This window comes from Micromonospora sp. DT47 (genome assembly GCF_049844475.1).
GTDB lineage: Bacteria > Actinomycetota > Actinomycetes > Mycobacteriales > Micromonosporaceae > Micromonospora.
The window spans coordinates 174,462-190,772 of record NZ_JBNCLC010000005.1; the positions used below are offsets into that span (position 1 = coordinate 174,462).

Here is a 16,311-nt window from a genome sequence, read left to right on the forward strand (position 1 = left end):
GGCTCAGCCTCCGATCGCGGACATCGGCCGGGCGGGTTGCAGGAACGTCGGGTCGTCGATGCCGTGCCCGGCCCGCTTGCCCCGCATCGCCGCCTGCCAGCGCCGGGCCAGCTCGGCGTCGTCCGCGCCGGCCCGCAGGGCGCCGCGCAGGTCGGACTCCTCGGTGGCGAAGAGGCAGGCCCGGACCTGGCCGTCGGCGGTGAGCCGGGTGCGGTCGCAGTCGCCGCAGAAGGGTCGGGTCACGCTGGCGATCACCCCGACCCGGACCGGGCCGCCGTCGACCAGCCAGGTCTCGGCGGGTGCCGCGCCCCGCTCGGCCGGGTCCGGGGTCAGCTCGAACTCCGCCGCGAGGGAGGCGAGGATCTCGTCCGCGGTGACCATCGTCGTACGGTCCCAGCCGTGCTGGGCGTCCAGCGGCATCTGCTCGATGAACCGCAGCTCGTAGTCGTGGTCGAGGGCGAACCGCAGCAGGGCCGGGGCCTCGTCGTCGTTGACGCCCCGCATCAGCACCGAGTTGACCTTGACCGGGGTCAGCCCGGCCGTTGCCGCGCCGGCCAGCCCGGCGAGCACGTCGGCGAGCCGGTCCCGGCGGGTCAGCCGGGTGAACCGGTCCCGGTCGAGGGTGTCCAGCGAGACGTTCACCCGGTCCAGCCCGGCACCGCGCAGGGGGGCGGCGAGCCGTTCCAGCCCGAGGCCGTTGGTGGTCAGCGAGATCCGGGGGCGGGGCGTCAGCGCGGCCACCGCGGAGACGATGCCGACCAGACCGGGCCGGATCAGTGGCTCACCGCCGGTGAACCGCACCTCGGTCACCCCGAGCCGTTCCACGGCGACCCGGATCAGCCGGACGATCTCGTCGTCGCCGAGCAGCTGCGGCCCGGCCAGCCAGGGCAACCCCTCCGCCGGCATGCAGTAGGTGCAGCGGAGGTTGCACTTGTCGGTCAACGACACGCGCAGGTCCCGGGCGACGCGGCCGTACCGGTCGACGAGGACGCCGTCGGTCGTCGGGGTGGCGGTCACCCGTCGACCGTAGCGCGACCGGCCCCGCGCAGCGCCATGCGGGCGGCGCCGGCCACCGCGTCCCGGTACGACGTGCCGAACAGCGCGCTGTGCACGAGCAGCAGGTGGAGCTGGTGCAGCGGCAGCCGCTCCCGCCACCCGTCGGCCAACGGCCACGCCTCCCGGTAGGCGTCCATGATCCGGTCCAGGTGCGGCGGCCCCCCGAAGAGGGTCAGCTGGGCGAGGTCGGTCTCCCGGTGGCCACCGTGCGCCGCCGGGTCGATGAGCCAGACCCGGTCGTCGGCGCCCCAGAGCATGTTCCCCGACCAGAGGTCGCCGTGCACCCGGGTCGGCGGCTCGTCACCGCCGAACTCGCCGATCCGGTCGACGATCTCCTCCACCAGCGTGGCCTCCGCTCCGGTGAGCGCGCCGTCGTCCACCGCCATCCGCAGGTACGGCACCAGCCGGCGCTGGGCGAACCAGGTCGACCAGGGGCCCTCGTGCGGGGTGTTGTCCTGCGGCAGCGCGCCGATGAAGCCGGGCCAGTCGGCACCGAACGCGGGCGCGCCCGCCCGGTGCATCCCGGCCAGCTCCCGGCCGAACCGTTCCGCCGCCTCCGGCGTCGGCTCGCCGGGCTCCACCCAGTCCAGCGCCAGCAGCTCCGGCAACGCCACGATCACCTCCGGTACGGCCACCGTGCCGGCCTCCCGCAGCCAGCGCAGCCCGGCGGCCTCGGTGGCGAAGAAGTGCTCGGGCACCGGCCGGCCCGCCCGTTCCGGCCAGGCCTTGGCGAAGACCGAGTGGCCGTCGTCGAGGGTGAGCCGGGAGGCGGCGCAGATGTCCCCGCCGGAGACCGGGGTCTCCCGGATCCGCTGGTGGGTCAGGAACGTGGGCAGGTGCTCCGGGTGCGCCCGCAGGTACGCCAGATCCATCAGCGCAACGTATCCGCTCCCCGGCCCGGACGTGACCCGGCGCGGCCATCGGTGAGCGCCGGGTGGATTCCGAGACTCCCCGAATCCGTGCCACCTGCGGGAATACTCTCCGTGTCTGTGGACAACCCGCGTGTCGTCCACAGGGCCTGTCGGCCGCGCCCGAGTGGCCGCAGGCTGCCCCCATGAACGCGACCGACCGCCCCCGGCTCACCGTCCGCTCGCCCGCCGACCTGATCGCCGCCGTGCCCTACCTGCTCGGCTTCCATCCCGCCGACAGCGTGGTCGTGGTGGCGCTGCGCGGTCGGCGGATCGTCTTTGCCGCCCGGGCGGACCTGCCCGACCGTGACGCCGACCCGCGGCTGCCCGCCCGTCACCTGGGCGGCGTCCTCGGCCGGCAGGACGCCGAGTCCGTCACCGTCATCGGCTACGGGCCGGCCGAGCGGGTCACCCCCACCGTGGACGCGGTCGGCGGCGCGCTCACCGATGCCGGGCTGACGGTGCTCGACGCCCTCCGGGTGACCGACGGGCGGTACTGGTCGTACCTCTGCACCGAGGCGGACTGCTGCCCGCCCGACGGCACCCCGTACGACCCGGGAACCAGCCAGGTCACCGCCGCGGCGGTCTTCGCCGGCCAGGTGGCGCTCCCCGACCGGGCCGCGCTCACCGCCCAGGTGGCGCCGGTCGGGACGGACCGGGACGCGATGCGACGTGCCGGTGTCCGGGCCGAGCGGCGGCTGCTCGACTTCCTGGAGCAGGCACCCAGCGCCGATCTGCTGGGTGGCCGGTCGGTCCGGGCCGCCGGGGTGACCGCGGTCCGGACCGCGCTGCGCCGGCACCGCCGGGGGGAGCGGCTGACCGACGACGAGGTGGCCTGGCTCAGCCTGCTTCTCACCCACCTGCCGGTCCGGGACCACGCCTGGGAGCGTACCGACGGGCGTGAGGAGGACATCAGCCTCTGGAGCGACGTGCTGCGCCGCGCCGAGGAGGAGCTGATCGCCGCGCCCGCGAGCCTGCTGGCGTTCGCCGCGTGGCGGGCCGGCCAGGGGGCGTTGGCCGCGGTGGCGCTGGAACGGGCGCTGGCGGCCCACCCCGACTACTCGCTCGCCCAGCTCCTCGACGACCTGCTCCGGCGCGGGGTGCCCCCGTCCGAGCTGGACGGCTGGCCGGCGGTGGGCGAGCCGGGCGTGGTGCGTCGCCGCCCCCGTCGCCGGGGCCGGCTGCGCCGGGGCATCGGGTGAGCGGCTCAGTCGACGGCGACCCGCTGCGCGCCGGCGTAGACGTTCATCGTCCGGCCGCGCAGGAAGCCGACCAGGGTCATCCCTGCCTCGTCGGCCAGGTCCACCGCGAGCGAGCTGGGCGCGGAGACCGCGGCGAGCAGCGGCACGCCCGCCATCCACGCCTTCTGGGTCAGCTCGAAGCTGGCCCGGCCGGAGACCAGCAGCACGTGTCGGGCCAGCGGCAGCCGGCGTTCCCGCACGGCCCAGCCGACCACCTTGTCCACCGCGTTGTGCCGGCCGACGTCCTCCCGGAGCACCACCAGTTCGCCGTCCGGGGTGAAGAGTCCCGCCGCGTGCAGCCCGCCGGTGCGGTCGAAGGCCCGTTGGGCCGAGCGCAGCCGGTCCGGCAGCCCGGCCAGGACGTCCGCCCGTACGGTGAGCGCGTCCTCCGCCACCGGGTACGGCGAGCGGGTCCGGATGGCGTCGATGCTGGCCTTGCCGCAGACCCCGCACGAGCTGGTGGTGTAGAAGTTGCGCGACGGGTCGGTGGTCGGCTCCGGCACGCCGGGAGCGAGCACCACGTCGACCACGTTGTACGTGTTGGGCGTCTCCGCGCCCGCGCAGAGCTGGGCGGTGAGCACGTCCTCGGTCGACCGGATCAGCCCCTCGGTGAGCAGGAAGCCGATCGCCAGGTCGATGTCGTCGCCGGGGGTCCGCATGGTCACCGCGAGAGGGCGGCGCCGGCCGGCGCCGGCCGGGCCGACCCGGATCTCGAACGGCTCCTCCACCGACAGGTTGTCCGGGCGGCGTTCCGGGGCGCGTCCGTCGGCCACCGCGTCGAGGTCGATCCGGAGCACGCCACGTCGATCAGTCGCCCGTCCCATCCCGCCATCCTGCCCCGCCCCCCGGGCGGCCCGCACGGCTCGGGCCGTTCGGGCCAGACCACGGCGGTCTGGCGCGCGTCTGCGGCCGGGGGCCGGCGCGGATACGGTGACCGGGTGACGGCGTACGCGGCGGTGGTGCTCGCCGGAGGCGCGGCCCGCCGGATGGGTGGGCGGGACAAGCCCGCCCTGCCGGTGGGTGGGCGGTCGATGCGGGACCGGGTGCTGGCGGCGGTCGCCGACGCCGCCCCGCGCGTGCTGGTCGGGCCGGCCGGGCCGGTGCCCGCCGACGTCCTGGTGACCCGGGAGGAGCCGCCCGGCGGTGGGCCGGTGGCCGCCACCGCGGCCGGGTTGGCCCTGCTCCACCCCGGTACGACCACCGTCGCCCTGCTCGCCGCGGACCTGCCGCTGCTCACCCGGGAGGCGGTCGCCGCCCTGCTCGAGGCGCTGGAGGCGGATCCGGGCGCATCCGCGAGCCCGGCCGACGGGTCCGCGCCCCGGGCGGCCGTGGCGGAGGTCCGCCTCGAGCACCCCGAGCCCCACACCGAGCCCCACGTCGAGCCGGAGCCGCAGGCGGGTCCCGACGGGGTCTGCTTCCTCGACGACCGGGGGCGGCGTCAACCGCTCTGCGGGGTGTGGCGGGTCGCGCCGCTGCGCGCCGCCCTCGGGCGGCTCGCCGCCCGCCGCGACGGCACGCTCGACGGCGCCGCCATGCGAGACCTGCTCGGCGAGCTGACCGTGCGGGACCTGCCCTGGTCCGGCAGCGGCCCGCCGCCCTGGTTCGACTGCGACACTGACTCCGACGTACGCCGGGCGGAGGAGTGGACACGATGACGGTGATGGACGACTGGGTCACGGCGGCCTGCGCGGAGCTGGGCCTCGACCCGGTCGACGTGCCGGTGCCGACGGTGCTGGACCTGGCCAAGGACGTCGCCCATCAGGTGCTGCGGCCGGGCGCGCCGGTCACCGCGTACCTGTTCGGGGTCGCCGTCGGTCGGGGCGCGGACCCGGCGGACGCGGCGGCGCGGCTGAGTGCCCTGGCCGGCACCTGGCCGGTGGAACTGGGCGGCGAACGCCCGGAGTGAGCGTCCCCCGCCGGGTTGTCCGATCCCGGTCGCGGTGGATTTGATCCCGCGTCCGCCTGGGTAGGGTGACCTTGACGGACGGAGGCGATCATGACGGCAGACCACCCCTCGGTGCCGACCGGTGATCATTCCGGCGGTTCGCCGGAGCAGCACGAATCGGTCCTGCTGGACGAGCCGACCACGGCCGACCTGCGGGCGAAGGTCACTGAGGCGTGGCGGGAGTTCGCCCGGGCGCTGGCCGACCGGCTGCGCGGGCTGCCCACCGGGGCCCACCTGGAGCTGACCCTCGACCCGACCGCCTCCGGCACCGGCGACGCCGTCTACTCGATCAGCGTCGACGCCGGCGACGGAGGCAGGTTGTCGGCGCGCGCGGTCGGCAACGCCACCCTGCCGCAGGGCTACCGGTTGGACCGCGCCGCGGTGGCGGACATGATCGCGCTCGGCTGGTCGCCCCCCGGCGTGCTGGAGGGCTCCGGCGAGCAGTTCGGCCTGGACGGCTCGACGACGGACGCCGGCAAGCTGGCCGCGCTGCTCTCCCGCACCCTGCGGGACGTCTACGGCGCGCCGCACCCGGCCTTCCTGGTCTACCTCGTGCACGACGCCGATGGCGAGCCGCTGCCGGTCGAGCCGCTCGGCACCGCCCGCAGCGACTTCGGCCCGGCCCGGGACGTCGAGGCCGACCTCGACGAGGCGCTGGGCGCCGCCGCGACCGCGCAGAACGGCGAGAACGACGTGCTGGCGCTGGAGGAGCGGGTCCGCACGGTCGTCTCCACCATGCTCAAGTCGAAGTCCGACCAGCTCCAGGTCGACTCGGACGGGGACATCAACATCCGCGCCGGCTCGGCGATGGTCTTCGTCCGGGTCCGCGACAACCCGCCCCTGGTCGACGTCTTGTCCCCGGTGCTCACCGAGGTGGAGCCGACCGAGCGGCTCTACGTGAAGCTCTCCGAGCTGACCAACCGGATGCCGATCGGCCGGCTCTACTGCGCCGACGACACGGTCTGGGCGTCCATCCCGGTCTTCGGCCGAAACTTCCAGGCCACCCACCTGATGCTCGCCGTGCAGGTGATGACCGGGCTGGCCGACGAGCTGGACGACCGGCTGCACGGCGAGTTCGGCGGCAAGCGCTTCTTCGGCGAGGGCGACAAGCCGGGCCGCGGCGAGGCCGAGCACCGGACCGGCATGTACCTCTGACTCGCCGGGAGCCGGCGGATGCCGCGCCTCCGGGCCGCGCCTCCGGGCCCGGAACGCGTGCGCCTCGGCCCCGCCGGCCTGCTCAGCCGACGTCGAGCAGGGTCTTGCCGACGGTGGCCCGCGATTCCATCGCGGCGTGCGCCTCGGCGGCCCGGTCCAGCGGAAAGCGCTGCCCGATCACCGGGCGGAGCCGCCCGGCCGCGCCCTCGGCCAGCGCCCGCTCGGTGAGGGCGCGCATCTCGACGGGGTCGGCCCCCGGGCGGAGCAGCGTCACTCCGCGCTCGGCGGCGAGTTCCTCGGGCACGTCGGCCCAGCTCCCGCCGGCCAGCCCGAAGCTGAGCATCCGGCCGCCCGGGTCGAGCAGGTCGAACGCCGTCCGGGCGACCTCGCCCCCCACCCCGTCGAGGACCACGTCGGCGCCGCCCACGGCGGCCCGGACCTGGTCGGCCCAGTCCCGCTCCCGGTAGTCGACCACCACCTCGACGCCTGAGGCGCGCAGCACGTCCGTCTTGCGCCGCCCGCCGGCGAGCGCGACCACCCGCGCGCCGGCCCGGGCGGCCAGCTGCACCAGCAGGCCGCCCACCCCGCCGGCGGCCGCCTCGACCAGGACCCGCTCGCCGGGGCGCGGGGTGGCCGCCCCGATCAGCATCAGCGCGGTACGGCCGTCGGCGAACAGGGCCACCGCCCGGTCCAGCGGCAGCCCGTCCGGCACCTCGATCGGCGCGGCGGCGTCCACCACGACCCGCTCGGCGTACCCGCCGGTGCCGCCGGTGCCGCTGACCACCCGCCGGCCGATCATCCCGGGCTCCACGCCCGGGCCCACCGCGCCGATCACCCCGCCGACGCCGTTGCCGGGGATCACCGGCAACGGGGCGCGGAACGGCCCGAACCCGGTGGCCCGGAACATCGTCTCGACGAAGGTGAGGTTGGCGTGGGCCACCTCGATCAGCACCTGTCCCGCGCCGGGAACCGGATCCTCCGCGACGCCCGGCGTCAGCACCTCCGGGCCGCCGAACTCCCGCAACCACACCGCCCGCACAACTCCCCCTCCGTCGTCACCCGCCACCATTCGACAACTTCAACCGGGGGTGAGGTCAACGGCGGCCGGCGGGCCGGTCAGGTCGCCGGAAGCCAGCCGACCTCGCGGGCGGTGACCGGGTCGGTGGCCTTCAGGCCCCCGTCCGACACGGTCCAGAGGGTGCCGGCCACCAGCAACGAGCGGGTCACCGCGGTGCCCGGCCCGTGGTCGACCGTGCCGACCTCGGCGATCCCGGTCGCGGAGACCCGCAGCAGCCGGACCGCGTCCTGCACCGGCAGGGCGACCAGGCCGGTGGTCGGCTGGTGGAGGAAGGCGTGCGGGTCGAACTCGGCCGCCGAGGCGGTGCCGGGTACGTGGTGCCGGGCCAGCCGGACCGGCCGGGCGGGGTCGGTCACGTCGAAGAGGGAGACCTGGAATCCGAGCGCCCGGCCCTGTTCGTCCGCCTCCTGCCCCACTCCGAGCAACCGGCCGTCCGGCAGCGGGTGCAGGTACGCCGACCAGCCGGTGATCCTCAGCTCGCCGGTGACCCGCGGCGCGGTCGGATCGGACAGATCGACGGTGTACAGCGGGTCGGTCCGGCGGAAGGTCACCACGTACCCGGTGGGGCCGAGGAAGCGCACCCCCTGGATCCGCTCGCCCCGGCCGAGGCCGCCGACCCGGCCGATCTCGTCCAGGGTGTCGCCCCGCCGGCGCAGCACGTGCACCGCCGACTCGGAGGTGGGATCGCCACCCCAGGCGCGTTCGGTGGTGGTGGCGATCCGCAGGTCACCCTGCCATTCGGAGAGCGCGTACTGGTTGAGCGGGGCGCCGGGGACCCGCCCGGCGGCGACGTACCGGGGGTGGCCCGGGCCGGTGAGGTCGAACCGGTAGACGTCGGTGGCGATCAGCTCCGACCACCGGCCCCGGGCTGTCCCCGGGATCGCCGGGCCGCGCTGGCCGATCAGGTAGAGGCTGCCGGCGGTGCCGTAGACGGTGTCCGCGTCGGCCGCGACGCCGACCGGGTCCCCGTCGCCGAGCCGGTCCGCGCCGAGATCGAAGCTGAGCACGGTGAGCAGCGAGGCGGCCGAACCGGTGGTGGGTCGGCTGACCCGGTCGCAGCCGACCCGGCCGGCGCCCTGGTCGGCGCCGGCCGTCCACTCGTACCGGGGCAGCCAGGCGTCCAGGCCGGCGCGGGCGATCACCGCGCGGTTCGCCGCGGTCCGCTCGGCGTCGGTGCCCTGCTCGGTGTACGGGAATGGCAGCCGGGGGGTGCTGCGGACCACGACCCGGGCGGTCGCGCCGGTCTGGCGCGCGTCGAGCAGGTTCCCGTCGATCCGGTACGTGGCCAGCACGCGCGGCGCCCCGGCGAGGTCGACCAGGACGAGGCGCGGTCCGGCCGGGCCGGCGGGGCGCTCGGTCGCTGTTCCGGCGTCCGGCGCGCCGGGACGGACCAGCGGTCCGGCGGGACGGGGCAGCGGTCCGGCGTCCGGCGCGGCGGCGCGGGTGAGCACCAGGGCCCGGCCGCCGTGCAGCAGCAGCCCGCCACCGGGCCCGGTGGCGTCCCACCCGGCGGTGGCGAGGAAGAGCCGCCCGGTGACCACCCGGGTGGCCGGGTCGACCACCCGCAGCACGCCCCGGGTCACCGTGACGATCCGCCGGCCGTCGGTCTTCACCAGGTCCGGCTCGTCGGCGTCCGGCTCGTGCGCGTTGGTGGTGGAGTGCTCCGGGGCCGCGGCCTTCTCCGCTGCGGCGGCGGCGGGCAGCGCGAGGTCTTCCTGGATCCCGGTACGCCAGCCGGGGTCGAAGCCCCACGGGCCGACCGCGGCGCTGGCGGCCGACCGCAGGTCGGCGAGGGCCTCGGCGCACGAGTCGTAGGCGACCAGCCGGGGCGGGGCGGCGACGGCCGGCGTCCCGCCCGATCCCGTTCCGGTCGGGGTGCTCCCGGCCAGCAGGCCGAGGGCGAGCAGGGTTCCGGCGGCGGCGTGGGTGGTTCCCCGTGTCATGTCGGTTCGGACGCGGCCCGGCGCCGCCCGGTTCCCGCCGTACCCGTCCGGTCCGTCCGAGCGCCGCCCGACCCGCCGCCCGGTCCGTCCGCCGCGCGATCCGGCGGCCGGGGCGGCGTCAGCCGGTGGACGGGCCGACGCCGGGCGACTCGACCAGCCGGGAGAGCACGATGGTGCTGCGGGTGGAGGTCACGAAGGACTCGGCGCGCAGCCGTTCCAGGGCATCCTCCAGATGGGAGATGTCCGCGGCCCGCAGGTGCACGAGCGCGTCCGCCTCCCCGGAGACCGTGTACGCCCCGACCACCTCCGGGTGCCGCCGGGCGGCCACCCCGATCTGGGCGGGGGTGGTCCGGCCGGCGCAGAAGAGCTCGACGAAGGCCTCGGTGGTCCAGCCGACGGCGGCCGGGTCGACCACCGCGGTGAAGCCCCGGATCACGCCGGTGGCGCGGAGCCGGTCGACGCGTCGTTTGACCGCCGGAGCGGAGAGTGACACCCGGATTCCGATGTCCGCGTACGACGCTCGGGCGTCCGCCACGAGCAGCGCAATGATTCGCTGGTCTACCGCGTCGATCTGCAACGTTCCGCCTCTGGGAAGCAACGGTTCTGGCTGTTACCAAGGTTCCACGCTACCTACCCTTGGTCACCGTGAACCAGCAGCGAGTCCCGCGAAAGCGGACATATCTCATGTGCTCGCCCGAGCACTTCGCCGTCGAGTACGCGATCAACCCGTGGATGGACGTCACCACCGCCGTCGACGCGGACCTGGCGGTCAAGCAGTGGGACCGACTGCGGGAGACCCTGGTCGGTCTCGGTCACGACGTGCACCTGCTGACCCCCGAGGCCGGACTGCCGGACATGGTCTACGCGGCCAACGGCGCGTTCGTGGTGGACGGGACGGTCTACGGCGCGCAGTTCAAGCACGAGCAGCGGGCCGCCGAGGCCGCCGCGCACCGTGCCTTCTACCAGGAGCAGGGCTGGCACTTCATCGCCCCGAGCGAGACGAACGAGGGTGAGGGCGACTTCGCGTACCTGCCGGACGCGCACGGTGGCCTGATCCTCGCCGGGCACGGCTTCCGCACCGAGCTGCCGGCGCACGCCGAGGCGCAGGAGGCGCTCGGCCGGCCGGTGGTCTCGCTGCGCCTGGTCGACCCGCGCTTCTACCACCTGGACGTCGCGCTCGCCTCGATCGACGACGAGAACGTCGTCTACTTCCCGGGCGCCTTCTCGGCGGCCAGCCAGAAGGTCCTGGCCCAGCTCTTCCCGGACGCGGTGATCGCGGACGACGAGGACGCCATGGCCTTCGGCCTGAACCTGGTCAGCGACGGGGCGAACGTGGTGCTCAACAGCGAGGCGACCCGGCTGGCCGGCAAGCTCAAGGCGGCCGGCTACACCCCGGTGCCGGTCGAGCTGGCCGAGCTGAAGAAGGGCGGCGGCAGCGTGAAGTGCTGCATCGCCGAGCTGCGCCACTGAACGCACCGGCGCCGTACGCGCGAAGGGCCGGTCCCCCCGCGGGGGGACCGACCCTTCGCGCGTACGGGGGCTCGGCGGCTCAGCCGAGCGTGGCGATCTCGCTGATCAGGACGTTGGAGAGCAGCCGGCCGTCGAACCCGACCTTGCGCAGGTACCACTTCTGCTGCGGGGTACGCGGCTGGTTGAACTGCCACGTCCCGCGCGGGCTGTCGACCTGGCCGATCTTGCCCATGCTCAGGTTGACCAGCTGCGGGGTCGGGTTCGGCCCGGCCAGTCCGATCGCCTTGTCGAGCACCTGCGCGGCGTCGTACGAGGCCATCGCGTAGGTGGTGGGGGAGGCGCCGAACGTCTTGCGGTACGCGCCGGCGAAGACCCGGTTGGCGTTGCTGCTCAGGTCGGCCGAGTAGTTCGACGCGGTGTGGATCGTGCCGGGCTTCAGGTTGTCGTTGTCCTTCACCAGGGTGGAATGCAGGTCGTTGAGGACGGTGCCCTCGGTGAGGAACCCGGGCGCGTAGACCGGCCCGCGCCAGCCCAGCCCGGTGCGCAGCTGCTTGATGAACTGGACCGCGGCGGGGCCGGAGTAGAAGCAGAACAGGGCGTTCGGCTTCCGGCTCAGGACCTGCCGGATGTCGTCGAGGTAGGCGTTGCTGCGGGGGTCGGCGGCGGCGGTCGTCCAGACCGGCTCGCCCAGGATCCGCGGGTCGTCGGCCCCGAAGGCGTGGCGGAAGCCCTGGATGACGTCGAGGCTGGCGGGGCTGTCCGGCGCGATGATCGCGATCCGCTGGTCGGCCGGCATCGTCTGCTTCAGGTACGTCCCGAGCGCCCGCCCCGGCTCGTCCAGCACGTACGAGGTGCGCCAGATGTAGACCACGCTCTGCAGGCTGGTGGGCGAGGCGTTGGAGCCGACCAGCGGCACCCGGGCCTTCTCGACGGTGTCCCGGATGCCGGACATCACGTCGGAGTTCACCACCCCGGTGAGGGCGAGCACCCCCTGCTTGAGCAGCTCGTCGACGGCGGCCTGACCGGTCTGTTTGGTGGTGCCCTCGTCGGCGGTCACCAGGGTCACCGGGTGCCCGCCCAGCCGCTGCCCGTTGAGGGTCAGGTAGATCTGGAAACCGTTGACGATGTCCTGGCCGATCGCCTTGCCGGCACCGCTCTTCGGGGCGATCAGCCCGATCTTGATGGGGGAGCCGTCGCTGGCGGGTGTGTCGTCGTCCTCCGAACCACACCCCGCGGCCAGCCCGGTGGTACCGAGCGCGGCCAGGAGTTGAAGGGCCCGCCTGCGGTTCATCTGCGACACCAAAATCCTTCCGGGAGCGTTGCCGGGCGTCACCGCCCCCTCGGCGTTCTACCTGCTCGACGACGCTGCGTCAATGGCTATTGATCTTTGTGCAGGGACTGCAACGCAGCTCTCACCTGCGGCCAGGCCGCCGAATCCGGGTCGATGAGCCCGAAGTGCTCGCATTCGGGCAGTTCAACGAGGGTGACGTCCGATCCCGCCGCCCGGGCGGCGGTCACGAACGACCGGCTGACCGTAGCCGGAACCTGTCGGTCCCGCAGCCCATGCACGATCACCGTGCGTGGTCGTAGTGGCACCAACGTCCGTGGATCGGCGGCCGCGTACCGGTCCGGGTGGTCGGTCGGTCCGCCGCCGAGCAGCGCGGCCACCGCGCCGGAGTCCAGGTCCAGCCGGTACGCCTCGGCGAGGTCGGCGACCGGCGCCAACGCGAGCACCCCGGCCACGGCGGCCGGGGCGTGCGCCGCGACGTAGAGCGCGAGGTGCCCGCCGGCGGAGTGCCCGAGCAGCAGCGGTGGACCGGCGGCCACCCGACCGGGCAGGGCGCGCGCCGCCAGCGCGGGCAGCGCCGCCACTCCGGCCAGCACGTCGGTGAGGGTGCCCGGCCAGCCGCCCCCGGGTTGCCCGGTGCGGCGGTACTCCAGCTGGGCCACCGGCCAGCCGAGCCCGGCCAGCGCGGCGGCGAGCGGGCCGGTGTGGGCGCGGTCGTACTCGGCCCGCCAGAACCCCCCGTGCAGCACGGCGACCAGCGGGCGGACCGGACCGTCGCCGGCCGGGCGGCGCAGGTCCACCAGCTGGTCCGGGTGGTCCCCGTACGCGACGGTCAGGTCGGGTGGCGGGGCCGGGCGGGTGAGCACGGCGCGCGGATCGGTGGACATGCCGGCGACGGTAGCGCGACCCGCCGGACGGCGGGGGTCGGGAACCGGTCCGGGCGCGTGTGCCTCGCCAGCGTGGGTAAAGATGGGACCCATGACCGAAGCGCACTCCGCTGGACAGAACGACGAGCCGGACCGCGACGGCGCCGGGCACCCGGGCACCGTGGTGGTGGTCGGCCCGGACGGCCGCCCGGTCGGCACCGTGCAGACCGACGAGGCGGCGGGGGAGGACCCGACCCGCCTGGTCGAGCAGCCGGCCAAGGTGATGCGGATCGGCAGCATGATCAAGCAGCTGCTGGAGGAGGTCAGGGCCGCCCCGCTGGACGACGCCAGCCGGCACCGGATGCGGGAGATCCACGAGCGGTCGATCGTCGAGCTCAAGGAGGGCCTCGCGCCCGAGCTGCGCGACGAGCTGGAGCGGATCTCGCTGCCCTTCACCGAGGAGAAGGCGCCCAGCGAGGGCGAGCTGCGGATCGCCCACGCCCAGCTGGTCGGTTGGCTGGAGGGGCTGTTCCACGGCATCCAGGCCGCGCTGGTCGCCCAGCAGATGGCCGCCCGCGTGCAGCTGGAGCAGATGCGGTCCGGCCGGCCCGCGCTGCCCAGCGGGCCGGGCGGGGTGATGCCCGGCATGCCGGGCGTGGGCCAGCCGTCCGGCGGCGAGGGGCACCCCACCGGCCAGTACCTCTGACCGGGTCGGGCATCGCGCGCCCGACCGGCTCAGCCCACTCCGAAGACCTTCTCCAGGTACGCCGCCACGCCGTCCTCCGTGTTCGCCGCGGTCACCTCGTCGGCGATCGCCAGGACGGCGTGGTGCGCGTTCGCCACCGCCACCGCCCGACCGGCCCAGGTCAGCATCGGCAGGTCGTTGGGCATGTCGCCGAAGGCCAGCACGTCCCGCTCGTCCACACCCAGCCGGGCGGCGTACCAGGCCAACCCGGCCGCCTTGGTCACCCCGGCCGCGGAGATCTCCACCAGCCCGCTGTACGACGAGTGGGTGGCCTCGGCCAGCCCCTCCAGCGCCCCGGCCACCACCTCGACGAAGGCGTCCGGATCCTGCTCGCCGGCCCGGGCCAGCAGCTTCACCGCCGGTACGGAGTGCAGCTCCTCCGGCGACTCGACGGCCCGGATGGCGTCGTGGTCGGCGTCCCAGCGCAGCGGGTAGTGCGTCTCGTGCCGCATCTGCCGGCTGTCCACGATCTCCACCGCGAAGCTCACCCCGGGCACCGCGGCGCGCAGCCGGCGGGCCACCTCGGCGAGCAGCTCCGGGGCGAGCGGGTCGGCCCGCAGCACCTCGTCGGAGCCCGGGTCGTAGACCACCGCCCCGTTGGCGCAGATCGCCGGCAGCGGGGCGGCGAGCTGGTCGTACACCAGTTGGAGCCAGCGGATCGGACGGCCGGTGACCAGCACGACGGGCGTGCCCGCCGCGGCGATCCGCTCCAGCACCGCCGCGGTACGCCGGCTGATCGTCCGGTCGTCCGCCAGCAGGGTGCCGTCGATGTCGGTGGCGACGAGCCGGGGTCTCTCTCCCATCAGCGGGAGAGTAGTCGGTCCAGGTAGACCGCGACCCCGTCGTCGTCGTTGCGCAGCGTCACCTCGTCGGCGGCGGCCCGGACCTCCGGGTGGGCGTTGGAGACGGCCACCCGGGCCCAGCCGGCCCAGGCGAACATCGGCAGGTCGTTGGGCATGTCCCCGAAGACCAGCACCTCCGCCGGGTCGACGCCGAGCCGCTCGGCCACCACGGTCAGCCCGGTGGCCTTGTCCACCCCGGGCGGGCAGATCTCGATGAAGCCGAGGCCGGCCTGGGTGAGCGTGGCGACCTGCGGCGGGATGATCCGGCGGGCGGTCGCCAGCAGCTCGTCCACGTGGTGGTCGGCGGTCCGCGCGAACGCCTTGATCACGTCGCAGGAGAGGCACTCGGCGCGGCTGCGCTCCTCGAACCGGTCCTGGTAGGGCCAGCTCGGGTGGTAGTCGCCCCAGAGCGGGGCGTCCTGCTCGTCGGACGCCTCGACCATCACGGTGAGCGGGCCGACCTCGGCCTCCAGCTCGCCGAGCAGGTGCGCGAGCACCTCGCCGGGGAGGCGTTCGTCGCGGAGCACCACCGGACCGGCCGGGTCGCTCTGGTCCACCACCCGGCCGCCCCCGGCCATCACCAGGAAGTCCGCGGCACGGATGTCGTTGCGGGTCAGTTCGGCCAGCCGCGGGCCACGGCCGGTGGCGCAGACCACCGGGATCCCGGCGGCACGCACCCGGTCGAGCACCTGGTGGGTGTACGCCGACACGGTGTCGTCGCTACGGACGAGCGTGCCGTCGAGGTCGGTGGCGATCAGCTTGGGCAGTCCCGGGCGGGGCATCGTTCCTCCTTCGCCCGCCGCCGTCGCAGCCAACCGTTTCGGTCGTCGGTGCGTCGACCCGGAGTGACGGCGGGCAGCAACCGTACCTCGCGGAACGGGTCGCAACCATGGCTTCCCGGCGAATCGGGCGCCAACGCCCGGTGACGGTGCTCCGGCGCTCCGCGACCGGCCCGGACCCGTCCCGGCCGCCCCGGGAACGGGCCTCAGACCCCCGGTTCGCGGCGGGCGAACGGCACCGCCGGGGTGACCGTGAGGTCGGCGGGAGCGGGTGGCCGGTCGTCCGGTTCCGCCCGCCGGGAATCGGTCGGCGCGACGTCCGGGTCGGCGCCCGGGTCTGCCGACGACCGGTCGGCCGGCGCGCGGCCGGCCAGCTTCAGCGCGGCGGCGAGCAGGACGACCGCCACGAAGGCGGTCACCAGGCCGCGCCCGTACACCACCCGGAAGCCGTCCTCCGGGGAGTAGAACAGCGCCCGCTGGCCGGAGTCTTCCAGCGAGAGGGCGGTGGCGGTGAGCAGCGCCAGCAGCGCCCCCGCCACGGCCAGGCCGGCCACCCGCGCGTCGTGCCGGACCGCCGGCCGGCCGCGCAGGGCGAGCGCCACCGCCCCGGCGAGCAGGAGCAGCCCCACCAGGTACGCGACGCCGAAGCCGGCCAGCTCGGCCACCCCGCCCGGCACCCGGATGGTGCTGTCGCCGTCGGGGCCGCCGTTCGGCACCGTCATCACCAGCCACTCGCCCACCAGGGAGGCCATCGCGGCGACCGCGCCCAGGGCGGTCAGCACCAGGGGCAGCCGGCGGTCCCGGCCGAGACCGGCCAGGGCGGGCCCGAACCGCCCGGCCGGCGGGCGCTCGACCGCACCCCACTCCACGACGGCCGTGCCGTCGGACCGGTCGTCCTGCCGCGGGATGGGGGGATCCTGGGACATCGGCCACCTTCCGCCGTCACGGGCCTGCCCCGCATCATGGCACGAGCGGGGCCGCGGACCCGGAATCAT

At 75.2% G+C, this 16,311-nt stretch carries 17 protein-coding genes; 6 read left to right on the forward strand and 11 right to left on the reverse strand.

Features of this window, described 5'->3' with window-relative positions; translation table 11 throughout:
- Positions 1-3: 3 nt before the first annotated feature.
- Positions 4-1,017, reverse strand: a complete 1,014-nt coding sequence (gene moaA, locus ACLQ2U_RS10090; protein WP_425750303.1) for a GTP 3',8-cyclase MoaA — start codon at positions 1,015-1,017, stop codon at positions 4-6.
- Positions 1,014-1,928 (reverse strand): fructosamine kinase family protein, encoded by a 915-nt coding sequence (locus tag ACLQ2U_RS10095; protein WP_425750304.1) that lies wholly within the window; start codon positions 1,926-1,928, stop codon positions 1,014-1,016. Before ACLQ2U_RS10095 ends, moaA begins: the two co-directional genes overlap by 4 nt.
- Positions 1,929-2,110: 182 nt before the next feature.
- On the opposite strand from ACLQ2U_RS10095, the gene ACLQ2U_RS10100 reads away from it, so the two are divergent.
- A complete protein-coding gene (locus ACLQ2U_RS10100) occupies positions 2,111-3,166 on the forward strand; it encodes a DUF4192 domain-containing protein (RefSeq protein ID WP_425750305.1) in 1,056 nt (351 codons plus the stop codon).
- Positions 3,167-3,171: 5 nt separating this feature from the next.
- Here ACLQ2U_RS10100 and fdhD read toward each other — a convergent pair whose 3' ends face one another.
- Positions 3,172-4,029, reverse strand: a complete 858-nt coding sequence (gene fdhD / locus ACLQ2U_RS10105) for a formate dehydrogenase accessory sulfurtransferase FdhD (RefSeq protein ID WP_425750306.1) — start codon at positions 4,027-4,029, stop codon at positions 3,172-3,174.
- Between the two features lie 114 nt (positions 4,030-4,143).
- Here fdhD and mobA point away from each other — a divergent pair, with 114 nt between their 5' ends.
- From mobA to ACLQ2U_RS10120, 3 genes are all read left to right on the forward strand, one after another.
- The gene (gene mobA / locus ACLQ2U_RS10110) at positions 4,144-4,860 is read left to right on the forward strand and encodes a molybdenum cofactor guanylyltransferase (RefSeq protein WP_425750307.1); all 717 of its coding nucleotides are present in this window, start codon (positions 4,144-4,146) and stop codon (positions 4,858-4,860) included.
- Positions 4,857-5,111, forward strand: a complete 255-nt coding sequence (locus tag ACLQ2U_RS10115) for a DUF6457 domain-containing protein (protein ID WP_425750308.1) — start codon at positions 4,857-4,859, stop codon at positions 5,109-5,111. Before mobA ends, ACLQ2U_RS10115 begins: the two co-directional genes overlap by 4 nt.
- A 90-nt stretch (positions 5,112-5,201) precedes the next feature.
- A complete protein-coding gene (locus tag ACLQ2U_RS10120; RefSeq protein WP_425750309.1) occupies positions 5,202-6,305 on the forward strand; it encodes a T3SS (YopN, CesT) and YbjN peptide-binding chaperone 1 in 1,104 nt (367 codons plus the stop codon).
- A gap of 82 nt (positions 6,306-6,387) precedes the next feature.
- Here the strand turns inward: ACLQ2U_RS10120 and ACLQ2U_RS10125 are convergent, their stop codons facing one another.
- From ACLQ2U_RS10125 to ACLQ2U_RS10135, 3 genes are all read right to left on the reverse strand, one after another.
- Positions 6,388-7,344: a zinc-binding dehydrogenase gene (locus tag ACLQ2U_RS10125; protein WP_425750310.1), complete on the reverse strand. Its 957-nt coding sequence runs from the start codon at positions 7,342-7,344 to the stop codon at positions 6,388-6,390.
- A gap of 77 nt (positions 7,345-7,421) precedes the next feature.
- Positions 7,422-9,326, reverse strand: coding sequence for a beta-propeller domain-containing protein (locus ACLQ2U_RS10130; protein ID WP_425750311.1), 1,905 nt, complete (start codon positions 9,324-9,326; stop codon positions 7,422-7,424).
- A gap of 118 nt (positions 9,327-9,444) precedes the next feature.
- The gene (locus ACLQ2U_RS10135) at positions 9,445-9,903 is read right to left on the reverse strand and encodes an Lrp/AsnC family transcriptional regulator (protein WP_425750312.1); all 459 of its coding nucleotides are present in this window, start codon (positions 9,901-9,903) and stop codon (positions 9,445-9,447) included.
- Positions 9,904-9,962: 59 nt separating this feature from the next.
- Here ACLQ2U_RS10135 and ddaH point away from each other — a divergent pair, with 59 nt between their 5' ends.
- Positions 9,963-10,796 carry a dimethylargininase gene (ddaH, locus tag ACLQ2U_RS10140; protein WP_425750313.1) on the forward strand — a complete coding sequence of 278 codons (834 nt, stop codon included), beginning with the start codon at positions 9,963-9,965 and terminating at the stop codon, positions 10,794-10,796.
- 79 nt (positions 10,797-10,875) lie between these two features.
- Here the strand turns inward: ddaH and ACLQ2U_RS10145 are convergent, their stop codons facing one another.
- Together ACLQ2U_RS10145 and ACLQ2U_RS10150 are read right to left on the reverse strand one after the other, a co-directional pair.
- Positions 10,876-12,096, reverse strand: coding sequence for an ABC transporter substrate-binding protein (locus ACLQ2U_RS10145; RefSeq protein WP_425750314.1), 1,221 nt, complete (start codon positions 12,094-12,096; stop codon positions 10,876-10,878).
- A 77-nt stretch (positions 12,097-12,173) separates the two neighbouring features.
- A complete protein-coding gene (locus tag ACLQ2U_RS10150; protein WP_425750315.1) occupies positions 12,174-12,971 on the reverse strand; it encodes an alpha/beta hydrolase family protein in 798 nt (265 codons plus the stop codon).
- A gap of 82 nt (positions 12,972-13,053) precedes the next feature.
- Here ACLQ2U_RS10150 and ACLQ2U_RS10155 point away from each other — a divergent pair, with 82 nt between their 5' ends.
- Positions 13,054-13,656, forward strand: a complete 603-nt coding sequence (locus ACLQ2U_RS10155) for a bacterial proteasome activator family protein (RefSeq protein WP_425750316.1) — start codon at positions 13,054-13,056, stop codon at positions 13,654-13,656.
- A 29-nt stretch (positions 13,657-13,685) separates the two neighbouring features.
- Here ACLQ2U_RS10155 and ACLQ2U_RS10160 read toward each other — a convergent pair whose 3' ends face one another.
- The 3 genes from ACLQ2U_RS10160 to ACLQ2U_RS10170 form a co-directional block, all read right to left on the reverse strand.
- Positions 13,686-14,498 (reverse strand): Cof-type HAD-IIB family hydrolase, encoded by an 813-nt coding sequence (locus tag ACLQ2U_RS10160; RefSeq protein WP_425750317.1) that lies wholly within the window; start codon positions 14,496-14,498, stop codon positions 13,686-13,688.
- Complete coding sequence (locus ACLQ2U_RS10165; RefSeq protein ID WP_425750318.1) at positions 14,498-15,319, reverse strand: HAD family hydrolase; 822 nt, start codon at positions 15,317-15,319, stop codon at positions 14,498-14,500. Before ACLQ2U_RS10165 ends, ACLQ2U_RS10160 begins: the two co-directional genes overlap by 1 nt.
- Positions 15,320-15,522: 203 nt before the next feature.
- The gene (locus tag ACLQ2U_RS10170; RefSeq protein WP_425750319.1) at positions 15,523-16,242 is read right to left on the reverse strand and encodes a hypothetical protein; all 720 of its coding nucleotides are present in this window, start codon (positions 16,240-16,242) and stop codon (positions 15,523-15,525) included.
- Between the last annotated feature and the right edge of the window lie 69 nt (positions 16,243-16,311).

What these genes read in the sequence shown, in the direction of transcription:
- ACLQ2U_RS10160 (WP_425750317.1), bottom strand. Translation starts at nt 14,498, where the DNA reads ATGGGAGAGAGACCCCGGCTCGTCGCCACCGACATCGACGGCACCCTG.
- ACLQ2U_RS10165 (WP_425750318.1), bottom strand. Translation starts at nt 15,319, where the DNA reads ATGCCCCGCCCGGGACTGCCCAAGCTGATCGCCACCGACCTCGACGGC.
- ACLQ2U_RS10120 (WP_425750309.1), top strand. Translation starts at nt 5,202, where the DNA reads ATGACGGCAGACCACCCCTCGGTGCCGACCGGTGATCATTCCGGCGGT.
- fdhD (WP_425750306.1), bottom strand. Translation starts at nt 4,029, where the DNA reads ATGGGACGGGCGACTGATCGACGTGGCGTGCTCCGGATCGACCTCGAC.
- ACLQ2U_RS10170 (WP_425750319.1), bottom strand. Translation starts at nt 16,242, where the DNA reads ATGTCCCAGGATCCCCCCATCCCGCGGCAGGACGACCGGTCCGACGGC.
- ACLQ2U_RS10100 (WP_425750305.1), top strand. Translation starts at nt 2,111, where the DNA reads ATGAACGCGACCGACCGCCCCCGGCTCACCGTCCGCTCGCCCGCCGAC.
- ACLQ2U_RS10155 (WP_425750316.1), top strand. Translation starts at nt 13,054, where the DNA reads ATGGGACCCATGACCGAAGCGCACTCCGCTGGACAGAACGACGAGCCG.
- ACLQ2U_RS10095 (WP_425750304.1), bottom strand. Translation starts at nt 1,928, where the DNA reads ATGGATCTGGCGTACCTGCGGGCGCACCCGGAGCACCTGCCCACGTTC.
- ACLQ2U_RS10130 (WP_425750311.1), bottom strand. Translation starts at nt 9,326, where the DNA reads ATGACACGGGGAACCACCCACGCCGCCGCCGGAACCCTGCTCGCCCTC.
- ACLQ2U_RS10150 (WP_425750315.1), bottom strand. Translation starts at nt 12,971, where the DNA reads ATGTCCACCGATCCGCGCGCCGTGCTCACCCGCCCGGCCCCGCCACCC.
- ACLQ2U_RS10115 (WP_425750308.1), top strand. Translation starts at nt 4,857, where the DNA reads ATGACGGTGATGGACGACTGGGTCACGGCGGCCTGCGCGGAGCTGGGC.